The sequence below is a fragment of the Caballeronia udeis genome (assembly GCF_001544555.2).
GTDB classification, from domain to species: Bacteria; Pseudomonadota; Gammaproteobacteria; order Burkholderiales; family Burkholderiaceae; genus Caballeronia; species Caballeronia udeis.
Map to the genome: position 1 here is coordinate 52,849 of NZ_FCOK02000003.1, position 20,882 is coordinate 73,730.

Sequence of the window (20,882 nt, forward strand, 5' to 3'; positions counted from 1 at the left end):
CGGCACTTTTTTACCGGAAAGAACCGCTATAAATACGTTGTAAGCGGCTTTTTTCCAGCGAATCGGATGACTCTGGGACGGCTGTCGCTTCGTACCGCTTACCAAGCGTATTCAGACGGTGTGAACGATCGCGGCGAAACAGACACGCCGGCGACATAACGCGGTTTTATGTGGTCGATCGCGCTTTGCCGACCGAGTCCGCGTCCGATACTGATAACGCTGTTAGATGAACACCCACGAAGCACCGCAGTTGTCGGCGCAGGGGAGAACCAGAATGAAAAACCTCAACTTCTTGACGCACCAGGAAATCTTCGACCGTGCCGTCCATCACCTGTTTGGCCAGGGCCAGGCAGCGTTGTTGCCGCGCGGCGGCGGTGCATATCGCGGGTATTGCGGCGGTTGTCCCGTCGGCAGTTTCATCAAGGCGCGCGATTACATGACCGCCATGGAAGGCGTGCCCATTCGCTACGTCGGCAAAGGGCCGGAAACCGTGCCGCCTTACATGGATGTCGGCGTCGCAGCGCTGAAGCGCGCACTCTTGCGCTCGAATATCAATGTCTACGATCCAACAACCGTCGAGCTGCTCAGCTGCCTGCAAAACGTGCACGACGTGTTCGGCAAGTGGGAATGGCGTGAACGCTTTGCGTCCATCGCCCGGCAGTTCAACTTGTCGGCGGATCGCCTTAGATCGGCAGCCTGAGCGCGAAATTGGCAGGGTTCCGCGGGGCTTCGCGAGTCAATCACGAAGGACAAGTGATGACATCGCAAAAGCCCCATGAATGAAGCGAGTCCGCGCTTGCGTTGAACTAAGAAACGAGCATCGGACGATGCAACGCAATAATTAAAGCAACGAGCAATGCAATGTTAACGGCGAGAGACATCTACGAACGCGTAAGCAACCATCTGCTCGCGCAACGGGCTGTATCGGAGGATGAAAACGGTTCGTGCCGGCTGCGCAGCGGCAATGGCCGCAAGTGCGCTATCGGGTCCCTGATCGCCGACGAGTTGTATCGGCCGGAGATCGAGGGGGTTGGGATCTCGTACTACCGGCACGCGAAGGACGGCTCGTTGTTGCGCGCGCTGTACGCGTCAGAGGTGAATGCCTACGATCCGGAGATCGTCGAATTGCTGATCGAGCTGGAGGAAGTCCACGACGATTTCAGCGTGGACGAATGGCCTCAGCTTCTCGCGCGCGTAGGTGAACGGCACGCGTTTATCTAGGCGCGAGTAAACGTCGGACAAGCGCCCGACGGCCCGGGTGAAATCCCGCCGCGCCCAAAGACAAGGCACGGCGGAAGATCCGCGCACGGCGGAAGATCCGCTCAACCGGCTCATAGACAACGCCAACAAGCCGAGCCGCAAGCCCGAATAGGGCCGCAACGTAAAAACAGCAAACCGAAGCAACCAAGCAAAACGGCGATGCAACCCTTGCGGGCGGCATCGCCGTTTTGCTTGGTGCAGCCCATCAACCGGGCTGCAACCTGCCAAGACTTAGTGAAGCTTCTTGGGCAGCATCTGGCTGCGCAGACGCTTGCGCAGACGGCTGACTGCTGCCGCTTTCTTGCGCTTGCGTGCCGTCGTCGGCTTTTCATACGACTGGCGTTCGCGAAGTTCGGCGATCAGGCCGTTCTTTTCGATGGTCCGGCGAAAGCGACGGATCGCGACGTCGAACGGCTCGTTTTCTTTCAAAACAATAGTGGTCATGGATGTCCTAAATCGCTGATACGTTTTTCTGACTGCGCGGCGAAGCGTACTGCACAAGGCAACGCCGCGCGCCGGCACTCCGATCGTCCACCCGACAACAGCGGACACGAGCAAAGCGGCCACGGAGGCCGGAAAAGAGAGAGGTGGGATTTCACCGCCGATCACGGCATGCGCAGGTCTGTCGAAAACGGAACAGCGCACTTCGGGCCGCCCGGCGTCGCTTAAAAATAGCTTCGCCATCGGGCAAAAATCTCGATTCGGGCGAGATGTTATCAGATCGGCGCCCCGTCGCCAACCCCGCAACACCTGTTTGCCGAGGTTTGCGAAGGGGCAACCCCATGATCATGCGCGTTTTTTACCGCTTTCAGTCCGGATTGCTGGCTTCGTCGAGTATAGCGACGTCTTCTGGCGCCAAATTAATGCGGGTCGCATGGGCGAGGGTCTCGAGCTGCTTGACCGAAGTCGCGCTCGCGATCGGCGCTGTCACACCCGGGCGCGCGATCAGCCATGCAAGTGCGATTGCCGCCGGCTCCGTGTCGTGACGGTCCGCCACTTTAACGAGCGCGCTCACAATTCTCAAGCCCCGGTCGTTCAGATAACCCGCCACCTTCGCGCCACGTGCACTGTTCTCGGTATCGGTTTTGGACCGGTATTTTCCACTCAGGAAACCGCTCGCCAGGCTGTAATACGTCACGACCGATACCTTATGCGCCTTGATAACCGGTTCCAGGTCATTCTCGTAGCCGGCGCGATCGTAAAGGTTGTATTCAGGCTGAAGCACCTGATAAGCCGGAATCCCCTCCTTCGCCGATATATTCAGTGCCTCTTCCAGCCTTTCACCGGTGTAATTCGACGCGCCGATTACGCGTACCTTCCCCGCCGCAATCAGCTTTTGATATGCGCCGAGCGTATCCACGAGCGGTGTTTTATCGTCGTCGCGATGGGAAAAATAAATGTCGATGTAATCCGTCTTCAGGCGCTTCAGCGAATCGTTGACAGCAGCCTCGATATTCGCCGCCGATAGCCCCGGCCGCGTGCTCAGCATGCCAACTTTCGTCGCCAGCACGATCTTGTCGCGCTTGCCGCTTTCCTTGAACCACTTGCCGATGATCGTCTCCGACTCGCCGCCCTGATGGCCGTCGACCCAGGCTGAATAGACGTCGGCGGTATCGATGAAATTAAGGCCGTGGTCGACAAAGGCGTCGAGGATGGAAAACGACGTGCGTTCATCGGCGGTCCAGCCGAATACATTTCCGCCGAAAACGAGTGGCGCGACCTTGAGGTCCGACGTACCGATAGTGCGGTGCTGCATGGAGACTCCCGGGTTGTTATAGACAAAACGCAATAACCGACCCGAAAAGAATACCCGCGAATCCGTTTACTCGCAGGCTGCACGCCGATCGCTATTCCCCTACGAATCCTTACCCAAGTCCTCAAGTTTTTTCATGGGCCGCGCTAACCCAAGTAGGCGGCCGGCTACCTCGCTCGGAACCGCCAGGAGCCCTTTGTTTGCCATTGGATCAAATTACTTGTGCAATCGATGAAAGTGCAAAGTTCATTGCAATCGTGCAGTCATCACCCTGATCTGGGACTCCTGTTCACATACTCGAGCCAGCAACGCGCAGTTCGTTCAGGCTATTTTCTTGGCTAGTGCGATGACGGCGACGTTCGTTCCCCGTCCAGCCTGGATATCGGGAGCGTATCGCTGCGCTTCGCGGGCCTCTTGGCTTCTTGATTGCAAGCGCCGATTCGGGGATTGTCTAGTTCGCATCGGCGGTAAATGCATTTCCGTCATGGAAGGCGCCTTTCGTCTTGATACTGAAATCTGATCAAGCCGAAGTCGGGTACCAGCCGGCGCCGAACGGAAATGTCATCCACTCCGACTTCGGCCAGGTCGCGCTATCAACAATCGTTCTACCCTGGCCCAAACCGCCGAACAAGCGGCAAGTTCGTCCTCTTCTCCACCGTTCTGTCGCGAATGATTCCAGTAATCTAGGTGCAGCACTCGATTCAGTGCTGGCGCAGATACCTTGTTGGGTCCGCCTCACACGGTTTCGTTCAAAGGAATATATATGTCACAGATCAATCGGCGCACCAAGATCGGTATGTTGTCCTTGGTCTCCGGCACAGCGAGGGCTGTCCCGCATCCGACGGGTCACCACGCAGCGTCATCGGCGTCGCTGCCTGAAGGATGGTTTTCCGACGAGGTGGGCTATATCAGCGAAACTGCTGATGCGGCTCGTATGCGTATGCTTGCCGCTCAGAAGCAGACTCCCTGAAGGTATCGCAAGGCCACGTCGGCGAGGACGGCTTTTTGCACCTCGGATCACCATCGTGTTATCGAAGAGTTCCATCATGGATATTGTTCAGACAGGGTTTGCCGCCGATACCGGGCAGCCGCCGAAGTATGAGTCCCTAGGTTTGGCCACTTTGCTCAGAGAGGCGACTGCGGGACACGATCTGACTTCGCTTGGGGAACTATTGATCGAGCATACCCAGCGTTACGATGACCCATACGCCTTGCTCGAGTTGTCCGTCGTGCTGGAACTCAAATACCAGAGACCGGCTGCGCTTGCGGTCCAGGCACTGGCAATTCAGACGTGCAAGCATTATCGTTTAAAGAGCGCCCGCTCGACCCGGTCGCCGGTGAAAGTGCTAGCGCTCAAGGCTCCTGGCGATCTGATGGCGAATACGCCTTTCGAATGCCTGCTCGAGAACGCCGACCTCCAGATAGAGGTGCTGTACGTCGGTCGACAGCCGCTTCAGGACGTCAGTTTGCCGGAGCATGACGTTATTCTCGTCGCCGCGTGCGCATCGGATGAAAACGCTGAGGTCCTTGCACGAATCGCCACGCTGATCAGTCATTCTGATCGCCGGGTGCTGAACCGGCCGGAGCGGATCGCACACACGACGCGTGACGCTGCATTTGCGCTGTTGGGCAAGGTCCCCTCCATTCGCATGGCGCACACGGTGCGCCTGCCCCGCGAGCGTGTCCTCGAAGCCGCGTCGGGCGCGTTCGATCTGTCGGACGTGGTGGATGGACGCTACCCGTTCATCGTACGGCCGGTTGGATCGCACGCTGGCCAGGGACTGGTGAAGGTGTCCGACAGGCATGACCTTGCGCACTACCTGGAAGGAACGGACGCCCAGGAATATTACCTTGCACCTTTTTTCGACTATAGCGATCCGGACGGCTTGTTCCGCAAATATCGGATCGTGATGATCGAAGGAACGCCATTCCTGTGCCATATGGGCATTTCGAGCGAATGGATGGTTCACTACCCGTACGCGGAAATGGTTGCGCATCCTGAACGCCGGGCGGAGGAAGCGCGCTTGATGGCGAACTTCGATTCCGACTTTGCGGTGCGTCACAGCAACGCGCTTCAGACGATTGCCGAATTGACTGGCCTTGATTACGTCGGATTTGACTGCGCCGAAACGAGCGATGGCCATTTGCTCATCTTTGAGATTGCCACCGCGATGGTCGTGCACGATATGGACGATCCGAACATATTTCCCTACAAGCTGCCGCAAATGCGCCGCGTCTTCGACGCCTTTAACGACATGCTGTGCCGTGCGTCTGCGGCTCCTGTGAATGCAACCGATGACGGCTCGACGAACCATGAAATCTAATACATTGAATTTTTCGGGTGGCCCCGGCGCGCTTCCGGAAAGCGTGCTTGAGCAAACTCGGGAGGCCATTGCCGCATTGCCGGAGACCGGCATCTCCGTGCTCGGCATGAGTCATCGATCAGACTGGTTCCGGTCGATACTGAACGAAGCAGAACTGAATATACGTTGCCTGCTCGGCATTTCCGACGACTACGCGGTCACGTTCATGCAGGGCGGCAGCAGTCTGCAGTTCGCGACCATTCCGATGAATTTTGCCACGAAGGCCTACGCGCCGCCGGAATACGTGACGTCTGGGTACTGGAGCGGTCGTGCGACGTCGGAAGCGGCCAAAGTGGCCTCGATGAAGATCTCCTGGGACGGTCGCGCGACGGGCTATCGACAACTGCCCGCCCTCCATGCGCTCGACGTATCCAGTTCCGCCGCCTATCTGCACTACGTATCGAACGAGACCGTGGAAGGCTTGCAATTTCCGGTTTGCGAAGACGCCATGCCTGTACCGCTCATTGCGGACATGTCGTCCGACTTTCTGTCGAAGCCCTTCCGGCCAGAGTTATTCTCGATGATGTATGCCCATGCACAGAAAAACCTCGGTCCTGCCGGCGTGACGGTTGCGGTGATAAAGCGTTCTCTTCTCGAACGGATCCCCGATGGATTGCCGGCCATTCTCGACTTTCGCACGCACGTGTCACATGGTTCAAACTACAACACTCCCCCGGTGTTCGCGATTTATGTGATGACGTTGATTACCCGCTGGCTGCGCTTCGACGTGGGCGGTTTGCACGCCATGCAAAGCATCAATGAAAGAAAGGCGCGGCGGCTGTACGAAACACTGGATTCGTTGGGCGATGCGGTTACCGTCCACGCGGACCGTTGCTGGCGTTCACAGATGAACGCGGCTTTTACGTTCGGTGATTCGCGGCTCGACGAAGCGTTTATCGAGATGGCTCGGGAACAGGGCATTGTTGGGCTGGAGGGACATCGTTCGATCGGCGGCATGCGGGTCTCGCTATACAACGCCGTTACGGAGCAGGCCGTGGACATCCTGACTAACGCGCTGACGGAATTCAGTTTGCATCGTGTCTGAGCATGAAAGCGGGCTCTAATGAGTCCGCCCTTCAAAATTCGATTTCGCGCCCGGGCGCTCCCGAGTGGTCGATCAGTTTCCGTCGCACTTCCCCATCTCATATGGTCGTGCGGGGCGCGAGCAAGGTTTGTGGCAAAACGCTGGGCAGGCAGCGCAGCCACGCGAGAAAAAATACGAGCGCAAGCCATAGGCGGACGATGGCGTGCAACAGCCAGCGCAGGTTGTAGCCCGCCGCGCACAACACTGCGCCCTGCATCCAATGCGAAGCGAACCAGATCATGTTCGCCGCAGTTTGCAATCGGACTCGCAGAAATTTTTTCCTCAGTATCGGGAAATCGAGCGGCTTTGCAGCGATGCAGCAGGTGAAAGAAGTTGTCTCCTTCAGTGCTTATTAATTGAAATTTTTCAGCTAATCGCTCAAATGCAAGCGTAGATTCGAATGAAAAGCGATGCGTTTCGATAAGTGAGGGTAATCGCTTTACCGTTTGAGGTCCTCGCGAAGTCTCAACACCCACTTCTGGCAGAAATGCATGCAATTGGCTGAGTGATTCATACACGCTCTGCAATAAGGGCTTCACGGAGCCGCCGTAAAGCGGAGAGGATCTGCTGGTCCTCCGATTTCGGTGTGACAAAACGCATGGAGGGGCGCTGAGCAGCTTCGCAAACTGCCTCCGCATCAATTGAGTCATTCTTGCCGCTTTTAACGAATGGTCGAACGAAATGTGATGCGAGCAACTTGGGCGTGTGGCCGAGGCTCCGCAACTGGCGGCGTAAACAGTGCGAGCCCGCGCCAGCGTCCGTCGTCACACGAGAAGGCGGAAGCGCAGCGAAAAATTCGAAGAACGGCGTTCTGGACACTTTCTTCCGTAGCACTGCCTTCACGGCGCCGTCTTGACAATGGATGTGAAAATCCGCTTGCCTGGATCAATGCCGACCGTCGCAATATTCTCCAAAATATCCGTTGTGTTAATAAAACTGTCTCACGAGGTGTCAGGGCTGAAATCCTGCCGGAATCGCTGTCCCGCCTGGATAGGCGCAAACGGATATAGATCAATCAACCGACGAATTGCGATCGACCCCTAAAGTTTCGAAGAGCGGGGCCGAAAACCCAAGTAGGCGGCCGGCTACCTCGCTCGGAACCGCCAGGCAACAGGACCGTGCAGCAAGTAGCCATAACAGCCCTTATGTTCTTTCAGGAGAAATCCAAATGCTTGGAATTAATAGCAATATCAACTCGCTGGTCGCCCAGCAGAACCTGAACGCGTCGGGAAGCGCGCTGTCGCAGGCCATCACGCGCCTGTCGTCTGGTAAGCGCATCAACAGCGCGGCAGACGATGCAGCAGGTCTGGCGATCTCGAACCGTATGCAAACGCAGATCAACGGCTTGAACCAAGGCGTTTCGAATGCGAACGACGGCGTGTCGATGATCCAGACGGCATCGAGCGGTCTGTCGCAGATCACGTCGAGCCTGCAAACGATTCGTCAACTGGCAGTGCAGGCATCGAGCGGCTCGTTGTCGGCAAGCGACCAGGCAGCACTGCAGCAAGAAGTGGCGCAGCAAGTTGCTGAAGTGAACCGCGTGGCATCGCAAACGACGTACAACGGCAAGAACGTGCTGGACGGCTCGGCTGGCAACGTGAGCTTCCAGATCGGCGCGAACGTCGGTCAGACGATCGGCCTGAACCTGACGCAAAGCCTGTCGGCAGCTTCGCTGGGCGGCGGTATCCCGCAAAAGGGTGCAACCATCGCCTCGATCTCGGGCGTCAGCCTGACGTCCGGCGGCGTTGCTGCTGCGGCAGGGACCACCCCCGCCATCACGCAAGTCAATGTGCTCGCAGACGGCAACGGCGGCTTTACCTTCACCGACCAGAACAACCAGGCGCTGTCGACCGCCGCTTCGACGGCCCTGTTTGGCGCGAACACGACCGGCTCGACCACGCTGCCGACCCCGCTGACCCTCGTCGGCCAAGGCGCGTTTGCCGCGACGGTTCAGGCAACGGCTCAAACTGCTGCAGCAGGTTCAGCGACGAGCGGACTCGGCTTAGTCAACGCTACCAACGTCGCAACGACCACTGGCACGTATGCAGCCGCCAACGCGAGCCTGGGCTCGGTTACCGGTGTGAATTTGGCGGCTAACGGTACGGCAGCAGCGGCCGGCACTCCTGCAGCCATCACGTCGATCAATATTTTGGCCGACGGCAATGGCGGCTATAAGTTCACCGACCAGAATGGTAATGCGCTGAGCACTGCGGCCTCTCAGGCCTTGTTCACGGTTACCGGCGCCGGTCCGGCAGGTCAGGGGATCACCTTCAATGCGGCGGGTGCACTGGGCGTAACGGCTCCGACCGGTTTCGGCACGGTGAACTCGGTTGCGGGCAACTTTGGCATCGCTACGGCCAACACGCTGAATACGCCGCCGGCAGTATCGGCCATCAACATCAGCACGACGGCAGGCGCGAACGCTGCGATGGAATCGATCGACAACGCACTCGCGACGGTCAACAACATCCAGGCAACCCTGGGTGCTGCTCAAAACCGTTTCACGTCGATCTCTTCGGCACAGCAATCGCAATCGACCGACTTGTCAGGCGCCCAGTCGCAAATCACCGACGCGAACTTCGCACAGGAAACAGCTAACCTGAGCAGGGCGAACGTTTTGCAACAAGCGGGTATCTCGGTGCTGGCGCAAGCCAACTCCAACCCGCAGCAAGTTCTGAAGCTGCTCCAGTAATAGCTCTTCGCGGTAACGGCCGGCGCATGGCACCACGCGCCGGCCGAATGTGTTGCCCGGGGAGGCTTGCCTCCCCTACCCGTTTTACAAACGTTTATCATTCAGGCTCGAAAGCAAAACCGACACACGGAGCATCCCCATGTCGACGATTCCCAGCGCCGCCAACACGGCCGCGGCCACAGCAGCCCAAGTCGCTGCCGCCGCAGCAGCAGCCCAAGCGGCCGCCGCGCAGTCCATCATCAGCGGGTCCACCGGTAATTCGTCACTGGATGTCTCGTCGCTCGTCACGAGTCTCGTCAACGCAAAGGTAGCAGGCCAGACCGCCTCCCTGAGCGCACAACAGTCGAACGACAACACCAAACTTTCGGCAATCGGCGCATTGCAGGCTGCATTGTCCGCCTTGCAGGCCGGCGTCCTGCCGCTGTCCAACGGCACGACCCTCGGCCAGTTCACCGCGACCGCGAGCGGCACCGGACTGACGGCAACCGCCACCAGCGGCGCCACGGCCGGCACCTATTCCATCGGGGTAACGCAGATCGCGAGCGCGCAGACGCTCTCGTCAGCGGCATTCGGCGCGACGACAGCACTCGGCACCGGCACGATGAATGTCTCGGTCGGCGGCCAGTCGATGAGCGTCGCCATCACGTCGGCGAACAACACGATCAGCGGCATTGCCAGCGCGATCAACTCGGCGGCGAACAACCCGGGCGTCACGGCGACCGTCGTCACCGGCACGGACGGTGCGCATCTGGTCTTGCGCTCGTCGGCCACGGGTGCATCGAATACGATCAACGTGGGAGTCACCGGCGTCGCGAACGATGCCGGCCTGTCCAGCCTCGGCGTCACGTCCACGGCCGGCGCCAGCGGGACCGCATCGACCTTTACGTCAGCGGTGAGCACGAAGGCGTGGACGCAATCCGCGTCCGCACAAGACGCCATGTTCACCGTCGACGGCACGGCGGGCACCAGTTCCAGCAACGCGGTGACCACCGCGGTCCAGGGCCTGACGCTCAACCTGACCACTGCGGCCATTGGCACGCCGGCGGGCACGACGCAGACAGTGACCGTGGCGCAGAACACCTCGTCTGCAGCCAGCGCAATCAACAATTTCGTCAGCCTCTATAACGCCCTGGTCACCACTTACGGCCAGGTCGCGGGTTTCGACAGTTCGCAGGCCGCCGGCTCGCAGGGCGGCGCGCTGCTCGGCGATTCGACGTTCAACACCATCCAGAACACGCTCGCGAGTACCGTCGCCGGCGGCGTGCCGAACGGCAATTCGACCGTCTCGCTTGGGTCTATCGGCATTACACTCAACGCGGACGGCACCCTGACAGCCAACAGCACGACGCTCACGAATGCGCTCACGAGCAACCCGTCGGGCGTCTCGGCCCTGTTCAATTCGACCACCGGCGTGGCCGCGAAGCTGACGACCAGCCTGAACTCGTTCCTGGGCACGGGGGGCCTGGTCGCGAACAGCCAGAGCGCGATCAACACCGACCTGACCAGCATCGCGACGCAGCAAACTGCCTTGACTTCCTACACGGCGCAGCTCACGAGCCAGTACCAGGCGCAGTTCACAGCGCTCAATACGCTGATGGCGACCATGAACAACAACTCGCAGTACCTGACGCAGTTGTTCGGCGGCGCCAATAGCGCGGGTGCGTTGGCATCGTCCGGCAACGCCTGATGGAGCCAGGATAAATCGACATGGAACAGAACAGCTTGATCGACCGCCTGCTTGAGTTGACGCTCGCAATCCAGCATGCGGCGGCCATGGCGGACTGGCAGGAAGCGGCCCGCCTGACTGAAGAGCGGACCCCGCTTTTCATGGAGTTGACGCCGGAACAGGACGCCACGGCCATGGACGCGATCAGGCGAATCCAGGAAATCGATGCCGCCATTGCGGCCAACGCGAAGGCGACGCAGGGCGAATTACAGGTCGAATACAGCTCGGCGATGAAGAAGATCCAGGCGGCCAGCAAGTATCACCAGGCCGCCAAGTTCTGACGCAAGGCGGAAGCGGTACACGGCCTTATCCTGGCTCCGCGAAGACAACCGCGAAAACCAGGCATTTGGCGCAATGCACCCCGGGCACCTATGTGCTTCCGGGGTGTTTTCTTATGGTCTAGCGTCCCAGCGTCAGCGCCAGATACAGCGCATAAAGCCCACCGTTCACCAGCAGCGCCCACAGCACGATCCCACTCTTCCTCGCGTTGAAGCGCAGCCACGCGGCCGCCGCGAGCGTGATGAAAACGCCCGTCATCACCTCCACGCGCGGCTCCCACGGCGTCAGCATGATGCCGATACCCGGCAGCAGAGTGCCCTGGAACACCATTGCGCCGGTGATATTGCCGAACGCCAGCGTATCCTTGCCGCGCCGTGCCCAGATGATGCTGTTGACCTTCTCGGGCAACTCGGTCGCGATAGGAATGATGATCAGCGAGAGCAGCAGCGCCGATATCCCCAGCACATGCGAGACCCCTTCCACGCCGGCGATAAACCCCTTCGCACCACCAACCAGCAGCGCCGTGCCCAGGATCATCTGCAACACGATGGTCGCAAGCGAGGTAGGCAACCCGAAGCGCGAGATCAGCAGCCGCTCGGGCGCTTCAGTGCCGTGGCCCTTCTCGACAAGAGCGGCGGACGCGCGAAACGTCGTCACCACGTACATGACATACACGCCGACCAGTCCCGCCGCAAACAGTGCGCGCACTTGCCATGCGTGATGCGGTACGTACATGGCGGCCGCCGCGATCAGGAAAGCACACAGGAAGAAGTTGAGATCGCGGGTGAAACCGCCGTGTTCGGGTGCGACGACCCCCTTGAGGCCGCGCGTCTTGAGCACGGCGATGGCCATCAGGCAGGTCGACAAGGTCGCGAGCATCAGCGGTGCGCCCAAGATTGCGCCCACGCCGATTTCCTCGTTCACCGCGCGGCTGGCGGTGCCGCCCATCAACGCGATGATCGGCACGGTGGTTTCCGGCAGCGCCGTGCCCACAGCCGCGAACAGCGAACCGGTGACCCCTTCGGAAATGCCTAGCTTTTCGCCGAGATGTTCGAGCGCGTTGGTGAAGAGTTCCGATGCCACCAGGATCACCACGAGCATGATCGCGAGTTGCAGGAAAAGCATCGTCATGCGGCACCTCGCGATAAAACCGGCGAGGAAGCGAGGCGATGAGCGACGCAATGATCTTGACGGAACAGCGGTAGGGAAACCGACGAACGCAGCGTATGGCCTGGGGCAGGCCTGAGGTGTTTTTGTTTTGGAGACACGATAAATTCACGGTCGGACGTCAGCGAACCAGGATGCAATCCCGCGCCGTCCGACCGTGAACGACAAGATGCACCCATGGTCTCGCCAAACCTGACCGGTCGAACGCGCCACGGCTGACTAGCCGAGTATGTTGACGCGTCCTCCTCCCGTTGCGGAAGGAAGGCTACTCCCCAAAGACGGCCACGAGTTTAGCGTGGGTACGCGGATTAGGCAACCGCCCGCGGCGGTCTTCAAAAAACTGTCACGGGCCCATATGGATATCCCGAATCGGTCGTTGTAGCGGAAATAACGGTTCAGTAAGCTACGGCCACGGAGGCCCAATCGTTGCCATTTCGTTGCGCTGACGCATCCGACGAAGCGCACCGTACAATAAGCCGCAACCGCCGTAACAAGAAACGTCCGACTGACTAACACTGACGACCACGTTCGTAACGGGAGATCCCATGCGCTTCAGAATGCTCGCAGCCGCTGTACTGGCCATCACGCCGGTGCTCGCGATGGCGAAACCGCTCACTGTGTGTACCGAGTCGAGCCCGGATGGCTTCGACGTCGTGCAATTCAATTCGCTGGTGACGACCAACGCATCGGCGGATGTGATCTTCAACACGCTCGTCTCCTACGATGAAGTCGCGAAAAAGGTCACGCCCGCGCTGGCCGAGAAATGGGACGTCAGCCCCGACGGCCTCACCTACACGTTTCATTTGCGGCCGAACGTGGCGTTCCAGACCACGGACTACTTCACGCCGTCGAGAAAACTGAACGCCGACGACGTGGTGTTCTCCTTTGACCGCATGCTCTCCGACAGCAACCCGTGGCACAAAGTGGCGGGCGCAAGCGGCTTTCCGCACGCGCAGTCAATGGGTCTCGTCAAGCTGATCAAGTCCGTATCCAAAGTCGATGACAACACCGTCAAGTTCGAGCTCAACACGCCGAACGCGACCTTCGTGCCCATTCTCACAATGGGCTTTGCATCGATCTACTCGGCCGAATACGCCGACCAGTTGCTCAAGGCCGGCCACGAAACCGACCTGAACGCGAAGCCGGTGGGCACCGGGCCGTTCATGCTGAAGAGCTATACGAAAGACGCCGTGATCCGTTACGACGTCAACCCGACCTACTGGGGGCCAAAACCCAAGGTGGACCGGCTGATCTACGCCATCACGCCCGACGCCTCCGTGCGCGCGCAGAAGATCAAGGCGGGCGAATGCCAGATCGCGTTGTCGCCGAAGCCGCAGGACGTGGTCGACGCGAAGAAGGACAGCTCGTTGAAAGTGGTCGAAACGCCGGCGTTCATGACGGCGTTCGTCGCGTTGAACACGCAGAAAAAGCCGCTCGATAACCCCAAGGTACGCCAGGCGTTGAACATTGCCTTCGATCGTACGACCTACCTGAAGACTGTCTTTGAGAATACGGCTACGCCCGCTGTCAACCCGTACCCGCCGAACACGTGGAGCTATGACAAGCAGATCACGGCGTATCCGTATTCGGTCGATCGCGCGAAGAAACTGCTCGCCGACGCCGGCTTTCCGAATGGCTTCGACACGACAATCTGGGTGCGTCCGAACGGCAGCGTGCTGAATCCGAATCCGAAGGTCGGCGCCGAGTTGCTTCAGGCGGACCTGGCGAAGATCGGCGTGAAGGCGCAGGTGAAAGTGATCGAATGGGGCGAGTTGATCAAGGAAGCCAAGCAGGGCCAGCACGACATGTTGTTCATGGGCTGGGCGGGCGACAACGGCGATCCGGACAACTATCTGTCACCGCTCTTCAGTTGCGCCGCGGTGCGCTCGGGCATCAACTTCGCGCGCTTCTGCGATCCGACACTGGACCGCATGATCGATGAAGGCAAAGAAACTGCGGATACAAGCAAGCGGACCAAGGCTTATACCGAAGCCCAGCAGATCATTCATGACCAGGCGCTGTGGATTCCTCTCGGTTACCCCACAGCATCGGCAATCACGCGCAGCAACGTCAGTGGATATCGCGTGAGTCCGTTCGGACGGCAGAACTTCGCCAGCGTCGCGGTTCAATAGTCAGTGCTTTGATTCACCAAGGAAGCCGGGCGTGCAAACGCCCGGCTTCTTTTACTTCGGCGAGAAGCGGATCACACCGTCTTCGTCATGGGTATGGCGCACGAGTTCGCCTTGCAGCCAGAGCAGGTGCAAATGCGCCAGCGCTTCGCCGAGCGCGAACGTCATCTGGTGTACATCGAGCGGACGCTTGAACATGAGCGGCACAATGTCAGCGGCGCTTTGCGGCTTGATCGCACAGGCTTCGCGCACTTCTGCCAAACGCGCGGCGTGGTGATCCCGAAGCTGCCCGATGCGCGTATGCATGCCGCGAAACGGCTTGCCGTGCGAAGGGAGCACGAGTGTATCGGCGGGAAGGGACTCGTAGCGGCCCAGTGAACCCAGGAACAGCGCGAGCGGATTCCCCTCCGGTTCGATAGCAAACACCGACACGTTAGTGGATATGCGCGGCAGCACCATGTCGCCGGAAATCAGCACCTTCGTCTCCGCGCAGAAAAACGCGCAATGTTCAGGGGAATGCCCAAACCCTGTCACCACTTCCCAGTCACGGCCACCAATCTTCAGCTTGTCGCCATCGCGCAGCCGACGATAAACCCGCGGGATGGACGGCACCAAGGTCGGGTAATACGCATCGCGCTTGCGCAGCGCTTCAAGCGATGCCGGGTCCGTCATTCCATGCAGGGCGAAGTGCCGTGCGGCACGCTCGCCGCCCGCGTCGGAACCGTCGCCGGCGGACATCACGCGGCCCATTGCGTACTCGCCGAGCGACATCCAGAGCCTCACCGGATCCCATCGTTTCTTCTCGCCGCCGTTGCAGATCCAGTCCGCCAGCCCCAGGTGATCCGGGTGGCAATGCGTGACGACCACGCGCAGCACCGGCAGGCCGTCAAGCAGCGTGTCGAAGGTGCGTTCCCAGTTCGCCCGGATCGTTTCGTCTGAAATACCGCAATCGATAATGGTCCATCCCGCCACGCCGTCGATCTCGTCGCGCATGACCCACAGGTTGATGTGATCGAGCGCGAACGGCAGCGGCATGCGCACCCAGAACACGCCGGGCGTGACTTCCATCGTGTGGCCGCTTTCAGGAAGACGGTCTGCGAAAACGTAATCGAGTTGCTGTTCGAGCGGGTTCATGCGGATCGGGTCTCCGGGTTGTCAGTTGTTGCATTGCCGCCAAGTTGACGCTAACGTTAACCTGCATTTTAACGTCGGCGTCAGAAAAGCGCTGGAAACCTTGCAATTTCAATGACAGACACGCGCTACACCATCGCCGAACTGGCACGCGAATTCGAGATCACACCGCGCGCGATCCGGTTCTACGAGAACCAGGGCTTGCTCACGCCGGCGCGCGAAGGCACGAACGGCATGCGTCGCGTGTATTCGGCGCGCGACCGCACGCGGCTCAAGCTGACGCTGCGCGGCAAGCGGCTCGGATTCTCGTTGCTCGAAGTGAGCCGGCTGCTCGACCTCTACGATTCACCGACCGGGACGGTCGCCCAATTGCATGCGTTCCTCGACACCATCGCGGCACATCGCGCCGTGCTGGAGCGGCAACTGGAAGACCTGAACGCAACGCTCGCCGAGCTCTCCGCCTACGAGGTGCAAGGGCGCGCGCTGCTTTCAGCGAACGCTGAAAAACGCGCGCGCCGAGCGGCGGTTGCGTCTGCATCGACGGATACGGACGCGAGGAAAGACGCGAAGGTACCTTGAGCTCGCAACGGACAGGAATGGCGACGGCGGAGAAGCGGCAACGTCCGGCGATACAATATCGGCCGGGTTCGAAACCGGGTTTGACGCTTATAACGTAAAGACGTAATCACGTAGCGCACTTGGCGTACGCCGGACGACACCACACGAAGTGCAGGGTCGACATGAATCACTTTCCCAAATTGCTGTCGTCGCAGATTGGCTTCGATGTCGCGGAAACGCTGCTCGAAGGCTTCGACCGTCACTATCGCGTGTTTCGCGATGCGGCCATCGCGGCGAAAGGGCTATTCGAAGCCGGCGACTGGCACGCGCTGCAGCGGCTTGCGCGCGAGCGCATCACGTCGTACGACGATCGGGTGGAAGAGTGCGTGATGCGTCTGGAAGACGAGTACGACGCCGAGAACATAGACGATGAAATCTGGCAGCAGATCAAGCTGCATTACATCGGCCTGCTGACGGCGCACCGGCAACCCGAGTGCGCGGAGACGTTCTTCAACTCGGTGTGCTGCAAAATCCTGCATCGCTCGTACTTCAACAATGACTTCATTTTCGTGCGGCCCGCCATTTCGACGGAGTACATCGAGAACGACGAACCCGCGGCCAAACCGACCTATCGCGCGTATTACCCGGGTAAAGACGGGCTCGCGGCAACGCTCGAACGGATCGTCACGAACTTCCAGCTCGAGCCGCCGTTCGAAGATTTGCAGCGCGACGTCCATTGCCTGATGCAAGCCATTAACGAGGCGTTCGGCGAATTCAAGGCCGCGCCAAATTTCCAGATTCATGTGCTGTCGTCGCTGTTCTTTCGCAACAAGGCGGCGTACATAGTGGGCCGGATCATCAACGGTGATCTGGTGGTGCCGTTCGCCGTGCCCGTGCGTCACACGTCGCCCGGCCTGCTCGCGCTCGATACGGTCCTGCTGCAGCGGGAGCAACTGCTGATCATCTTCAGCTTCTCGCACTCCTACTTCCTCGTGGATATGGAAGTGCCGTCCGCGTATATCCAGTTCCTGCGCTCGATCATGCCGGGCAAACCGAAGGCGGAAATCTATACGTCGGTGGGCTTGCAGAAGCAGGGAAAGAACCTGTTTTATCGCGACTTGCTGCATCACCTGTCGCATTCCAGCGATAAATTCGTCATCGCGCCCGGCATCAAGGGGCTTGTGATGCTGGTGTTCACGCTGCCGTCTTTTCCGTATGTGTTCAAACTGATCAAGGACAACTTTCCGCCGCCGAAGGAAACCACGCGCAAGAAGATCCAGGACAAGTATCAGCTCGTCAAACGCCATGATCGCTTGGGGCGCATGGCCGATACGCTCGAGTATTCGAGCGTCGCGTTACCGCTGTCGCGCCTCGACGATGCGCTGCTCAAGGAGCTCAAGAAGGAAGTCGCATCGATGATCGAATACGAAGGCGATAACCTGGTGATCAGGCATATGTACATAGAGCGGCGCATGACACCGCTGAACCTGTATTTGCAGAACGGCACACCGTCGGAAATCGAGCATGGCATCAAGGAATATGGCGACGCGATCAAGCAACTGATCCAGGCAAATATCTTCCCTGGCGACATGCTCTACAAGAATTTCGGCGTGACGCGCCACGGCCGCGTGGTGTTCTACGACTACGACGAGATCGAATACCTGACTGATTGCAACGTGCGCAAAGTGCCGCAAGCGCGCAACGAGGAAGACGAGATGTCGGGTGAACCGTGGTACACCGTCGGGCCGCATGACATCTTCCCCGAAACCTACAACACCTTCCTGCTCGGCGACCCGCGCGTGCGTGACGCGTTCATCAAACATCACGCCGATTTCTTCGACCCCGCGCTCTGGCAAAAGCACAAGGAAGAAATCCTTAACGGCGAGCTCGCCGACTTCTTTCCGTACGAACGCGGCATTCGTTTTTGCGTTCGTTATCCTGAGCGTTTTCTGGACGGCGCACCCGCAGCACGCGCCGCATGAAACCTATCCGCACTGAATCCCATGCCTAACATCGACAACACCGACAACCCTGAAAGCCACGAGAACAACCCGCTCTCGCATCTGTTCGATAACAACCTGAAGTGGGTCGATCGCAAGCTCTCGGAAGACGCTGAATATTTCTCCCGCCTGGCGCATCAGCAAGCGCCCGAATATCTGTGGATCGGGTGCTCGGACTCACGCGTGCCGGCCAACCAGATCATCGGCTTGCCGCCGGGCGAGGTGTTTGTACACAGGAACATCGCGAACGTGGTCGTTCACTCGGACCTCAACTGCTTGTCCGTGATCCAGTTCGCGGTCGACCTGCTGAAGGTCAAGCACATCATGGTGGTCGGGCACTACGGCTGTTCCGGCGTCGGCGCGGCGCTCGTGGGCCGGCGCGTGGGCCTTGCGGACAACTGGCTGCGCCACGTGGAAGACGTGCGCGACAAGCACTCCGCGCTGCTCGAGGAATGGCCGATGGGCGTCGCGCGGAACCGTCGGCTGGTGGAGCTGAACACCATCGAGCAGACGGTGAACGTGTGCCATACGACCATCCTGCGCGATGCCTGGGCACGTGGTCAGGAGATCACGGTGCACGGCTGGACCTACGGCGTGCACGACGGCCGTGTGCGCAACATGGGCATGATGATCAGCGGGCCGGAGGAAGTTGAACCGACCTACCAGCGATGCATCGCGGCGCTGGCGCGCGGTGGCGCGCACTCATCGGAGAACGATGTGCTCGCCTCCGATGCCGCCCGCCTAGGCGATGTCCCGGCTATTGTGAAAGGTGTGATCAAGGAGCTGAAACATGACTGATTCAACGCGTGATTTCGTCACTGATCCGGTGGTGATCGTATCGGCTGCGCGTACGCCGATGGCCGCTTTCCAAGGCGACTTCGCCACGGTGACAGCGCCGCAACTCGGCTCGGTCGCCATCCGCGCCGCCGTGGAGCGTGCCGGCCTCAAACCCGAGCAGATCGAAGAAGCCGTGATGGGTTGCGTGCTGCCCGCCGGACTCGGCCAGGCGCCCGCGCGGCAAGCCGCGCTTGGAGGAGGCCTGCCGCTGTCCGTCGGCAGCACCACGGTCAACAAGATGTGCGGGTCCGGCATGCGTGCCGCCATGTTCGCGCACGACATGCTGCTGGCCGGCTCGGCGGACGTGATTGTCGCGGGCGGAATGGAGAGCATGACCAATGCTCCGTATTTGCTGCCTAAAGCGCGCAGCGGCATGCGCATGGGCCACGGCCAGGTGCTCGATCATATGTTCCTCGATGGCCTTGAAGACGCGTATGAAAAAGGCCAGCTGATGGGTACGTTCGCGGAGCAATGCGCCGGGTCGTACCAGTTTTCGCGGGAAGCGCAGGACGCGTTTGCGGTGGAGTCGCTGCGCCGCGCGAAGCAGGCCAATGAAGACGGTTCGTTCGATTGGGAAATCGCACCGGTGACGGTCGCGGGACGCAAGGGCGATACCGTTATCGATCACGACGAACAGCCGTTCAAGGCGAATATCGACAAGATTGCTACGCTCAAACCGGCCTTCGCCAAGGACGGCACGGTAACGGCTGCCAATTCATCGTCTATCTCGGACGGCGCCGCCGCGCTCGTGATGATGCGTGCATCCACGGCGAAGCGGCTCGGCGTCACGCCGCTCGCGCGAGTGGTCGGGCACAGCACCTTCGCGCAGGAACCGGCGTTGTTCACGACTGCGCCTGTTGGTGCAATCCGCAAGCTGCTCGGGAAGAACGGCTGGCGCGCGGACGAAGTCGATCTCTTCGAGATCAACGAAGCGTTCGCCGTCGTCACGATGGCCGCCATGCGGGAACACGACTTGCCTCACGACAAGGTCAACGTCAACGGCGGCGCGTGTGCGCTCGGGCATCCCATTGGCGCATCGGGCGCGCGGATTCTCGTGACCTTGATCGGCGCGTTGCGTCAGCGCGGATTGAAACGCGGCGTGGCGAGCTTGTGCATCGGCGGCGGAGAAGCGACGGCGATGGGTATCGAACTGGTATAGAGCAGCGTGCAGGAGAAAGAAAGTCATGAAAACCGTATTGATCATGGGCGCATCGCGCGGGCTCGGCCACGAATTCGCGCGAGCCTATTGCCGCGACGGCTGGCGCGTGCTTGCCACCGCTCGCAACGCGGCGTCGCTGGAAGCACTCGACGCCATGGGCGCAAAAACCTTCTCCGTCGATACAACCCAGCCCGAGCAGATCGCGGCGCTGGGCTGGCAACTCGATGGCGAGAAACTGGATGTCGCGATCATCGTGTCGGGCGTGTACGGTCCGCGAACCGAACACGTGGAAACCGTGCTGTCGGAGGATTTCGATCAGGTCATGCACACCAATGTCCGCGGCCCGATGCAACTGTTGCCCATTCTCCTGCCGCTCACCGACGCTGCGCATGGCGTGCTCGCGGTGGTTTCGAGCAAGATGGGCGGTATCGCGGAGATGAACGGGACGGCGGGCTGGCTGTATCGCGTGAGCAAGGCCGCGGTGAATGCGGCGTTGAAGGCGGCGTCGCTGGAGGTGCGCGGCTCGACTTGCATCGCGCTGCATCCGGGATGGGTGCGCACCGAAATGGGCGGCTCGTCGGCGGCGATCGAACCGGCGCACAGCATTTCCGGAATGCGCGCGGTGATTGCGGCGGCCGCCGCGAACCCCAGGAAATTCAACGGCTCGTTCGTGCAGTACGACGGTACGCCGCTCGCGTGGTGAGTGCTGTACATTAGTACGGCTTCCGAAGTGAGTGCTTCAAT

General features: G+C 60.0%; 19 protein-coding genes, 1 pseudogene and 1 riboswitch. Of the genes and pseudogenes, 14 read left to right on the top strand and 6 right to left on the bottom strand.

Annotated features, from left to right (window positions below; genetic code table 11):
• The first annotated feature begins 274 nt into the window (after positions 1 to 274).
• Together AWB69_RS03240 and AWB69_RS03245 are read left to right on the top strand one after the other, a co-directional pair.
• Positions 275 to 700 carry a hypothetical protein gene (locus AWB69_RS03240; protein WP_062082078.1) on the top strand — a complete coding sequence of 142 codons (426 nt, stop codon included), beginning with the start codon at positions 275 to 277 and terminating at the stop codon, positions 698 to 700.
• Positions 701 to 861: 161 nt separating this feature from the next.
• Positions 862 to 1,221 carry a hypothetical protein gene (locus AWB69_RS03245; RefSeq protein WP_062082080.1) on the top strand — a complete coding sequence of 120 codons (360 nt, stop codon included), beginning with the start codon at positions 862 to 864 and terminating at the stop codon, positions 1,219 to 1,221.
• Between the two features lie 270 nt (positions 1,222 to 1,491).
• Here AWB69_RS03245 and rpsU read toward each other — a convergent pair whose 3' ends face one another.
• Together rpsU and AWB69_RS03255 are read right to left on the bottom strand one after the other, a co-directional pair.
• Positions 1,492 to 1,704: a 30S ribosomal protein S21 gene (gene rpsU, locus AWB69_RS03250; RefSeq protein WP_031357080.1), complete on the bottom strand. Its 213-nt coding sequence runs from the start codon at positions 1,702 to 1,704 to the stop codon at positions 1,492 to 1,494.
• A gap of 364 nt (positions 1,705 to 2,068) precedes the next feature.
• On the bottom strand, positions 2,069 to 3,016 hold the full coding sequence (locus tag AWB69_RS03255; protein WP_062082082.1) for an aldo/keto reductase: 948 nt from the start codon (positions 3,014 to 3,016) through the stop codon (positions 2,069 to 2,071).
• Positions 3,017 to 3,776: 760 nt separating this feature from the next.
• On the opposite strand from AWB69_RS03255, the gene AWB69_RS03260 reads away from it, so the two are divergent.
• The 3 genes from AWB69_RS03260 (at position 3,777) to serC (ending at position 6,421) form a co-directional block, all read left to right on the top strand.
• Positions 3,777 to 3,983, top strand: a complete 207-nt coding sequence (locus AWB69_RS03260; RefSeq protein WP_062082085.1) for a hypothetical protein — start codon at positions 3,777 to 3,779, stop codon at positions 3,981 to 3,983.
• Positions 3,984 to 4,059: 76 nt separating this feature from the next.
• Positions 4,060 to 5,337, top strand: a complete 1,278-nt coding sequence (locus AWB69_RS03265) for an ATP-grasp domain-containing protein (RefSeq protein ID WP_062082086.1) — start codon at positions 4,060 to 4,062, stop codon at positions 5,335 to 5,337.
• Positions 5,327 to 6,421 (top strand): 3-phosphoserine/phosphohydroxythreonine transaminase, encoded by a 1,095-nt coding sequence (gene serC, locus AWB69_RS03270; protein WP_062082088.1) that lies wholly within the window; start codon positions 5,327 to 5,329, stop codon positions 6,419 to 6,421. The genes AWB69_RS03265 and serC overlap by 11 nt, the downstream gene beginning before the upstream one ends.
• Before the next feature lie 97 nt (positions 6,422 to 6,518).
• On the opposite strand, the pseudogene AWB69_RS03275 reads toward serC, so the two are convergent.
• Positions 6,519 to 6,680: pseudogene (locus AWB69_RS03275) on the bottom strand (IS5/IS1182 family transposase); the annotation flags it as partial.
• A gap of 290 nt (positions 6,681 to 6,970) precedes the next feature.
• A complete protein-coding gene (locus AWB69_RS50690; RefSeq protein WP_075643854.1) occupies positions 6,971 to 7,303 on the bottom strand; it encodes an IS110 family transposase in 333 nt (110 codons plus the stop codon).
• A gap of 325 nt (positions 7,304 to 7,628) precedes the next feature.
• Here AWB69_RS50690 and AWB69_RS03280 point away from each other — a divergent pair, with 325 nt between their 5' ends.
• The 3 genes from AWB69_RS03280 (at position 7,629) to fliT (ending at position 11,159) form a co-directional block, all read left to right on the top strand.
• Positions 7,629 to 9,152, top strand: coding sequence for a flagellin N-terminal helical domain-containing protein (locus AWB69_RS03280; RefSeq protein WP_062082093.1), 1,524 nt, complete (start codon positions 7,629 to 7,631; stop codon positions 9,150 to 9,152).
• Between the two features lie 139 nt (positions 9,153 to 9,291).
• Positions 9,292 to 10,839: a flagellar filament capping protein FliD gene (gene fliD, locus AWB69_RS03285; RefSeq protein ID WP_062082095.1), complete on the top strand. Its 1,548-nt coding sequence runs from the start codon at positions 9,292 to 9,294 to the stop codon at positions 10,837 to 10,839.
• Between the two features lie 20 nt (positions 10,840 to 10,859).
• A complete protein-coding gene (fliT, locus tag AWB69_RS03290; protein ID WP_062082098.1) occupies positions 10,860 to 11,159 on the top strand; it encodes a flagellar protein FliT in 300 nt (99 codons plus the stop codon).
• A gap of 118 nt (positions 11,160 to 11,277) precedes the next feature.
• Here fliT and AWB69_RS03295 read toward each other — a convergent pair whose 3' ends face one another.
• Entirely contained in the window at positions 11,278 to 12,288 is a 1,011-nt protein-coding gene (locus AWB69_RS03295; RefSeq protein ID WP_062082101.1) for a sodium:calcium antiporter, read from the bottom strand.
• A 152-nt stretch (positions 12,289 to 12,440) separates the two neighbouring features.
• A riboswitch (yybP-ykoY riboswitch) is annotated at positions 12,441 to 12,614 on the bottom strand.
• Positions 12,615 to 12,869: 255 nt separating this feature from the next.
• Between AWB69_RS03295 and AWB69_RS03300 the strand changes: the two genes are divergently transcribed.
• Positions 12,870 to 14,456, top strand: coding sequence for an ABC transporter substrate-binding protein (locus AWB69_RS03300; protein WP_062082103.1), 1,587 nt, complete (start codon positions 12,870 to 12,872; stop codon positions 14,454 to 14,456).
• A 51-nt stretch (positions 14,457 to 14,507) separates the two neighbouring features.
• On the opposite strand, the gene AWB69_RS03305 is transcribed toward AWB69_RS03300, so the two are convergent.
• Positions 14,508 to 15,587, bottom strand: a complete 1,080-nt coding sequence (locus AWB69_RS03305) for an MBL fold metallo-hydrolase (protein ID WP_062082105.1) — start codon at positions 15,585 to 15,587, stop codon at positions 14,508 to 14,510.
• A 111-nt stretch (positions 15,588 to 15,698) separates the two neighbouring features.
• Between AWB69_RS03305 and AWB69_RS03310 the strand changes: the two genes are divergently transcribed.
• The 5 genes from AWB69_RS03310 (at position 15,699) to AWB69_RS03330 (ending at position 20,841) form a co-directional block, all read left to right on the top strand.
• Entirely contained in the window at positions 15,699 to 16,163 is a 465-nt protein-coding gene (locus tag AWB69_RS03310; RefSeq protein ID WP_062082108.1) for a MerR family transcriptional regulator, read from the top strand.
• Between the two features lie 161 nt (positions 16,164 to 16,324).
• Positions 16,325 to 18,124, top strand: a complete 1,800-nt coding sequence (gene aceK, locus AWB69_RS03315) for a bifunctional isocitrate dehydrogenase kinase/phosphatase (RefSeq protein ID WP_062082110.1) — start codon at positions 16,325 to 16,327, stop codon at positions 18,122 to 18,124.
• A gap of 21 nt (positions 18,125 to 18,145) precedes the next feature.
• Entirely contained in the window at positions 18,146 to 18,940 is a 795-nt protein-coding gene (gene can / locus AWB69_RS03320; RefSeq protein ID WP_062082112.1) for a carbonate dehydratase, read from the top strand.
• A complete protein-coding gene (locus AWB69_RS03325; protein ID WP_062082114.1) occupies positions 18,933 to 20,138 on the top strand; it encodes an acetyl-CoA C-acetyltransferase in 1,206 nt (401 codons plus the stop codon). Before can ends, AWB69_RS03325 begins: the two co-directional genes overlap by 8 nt.
• Positions 20,139 to 20,163: 25 nt before the next feature.
• Entirely contained in the window at positions 20,164 to 20,841 is a 678-nt protein-coding gene (locus AWB69_RS03330) for an SDR family oxidoreductase (RefSeq protein WP_062082117.1), read from the top strand.
• Positions 20,842 to 20,882: the final 41 nt, after the last annotated feature.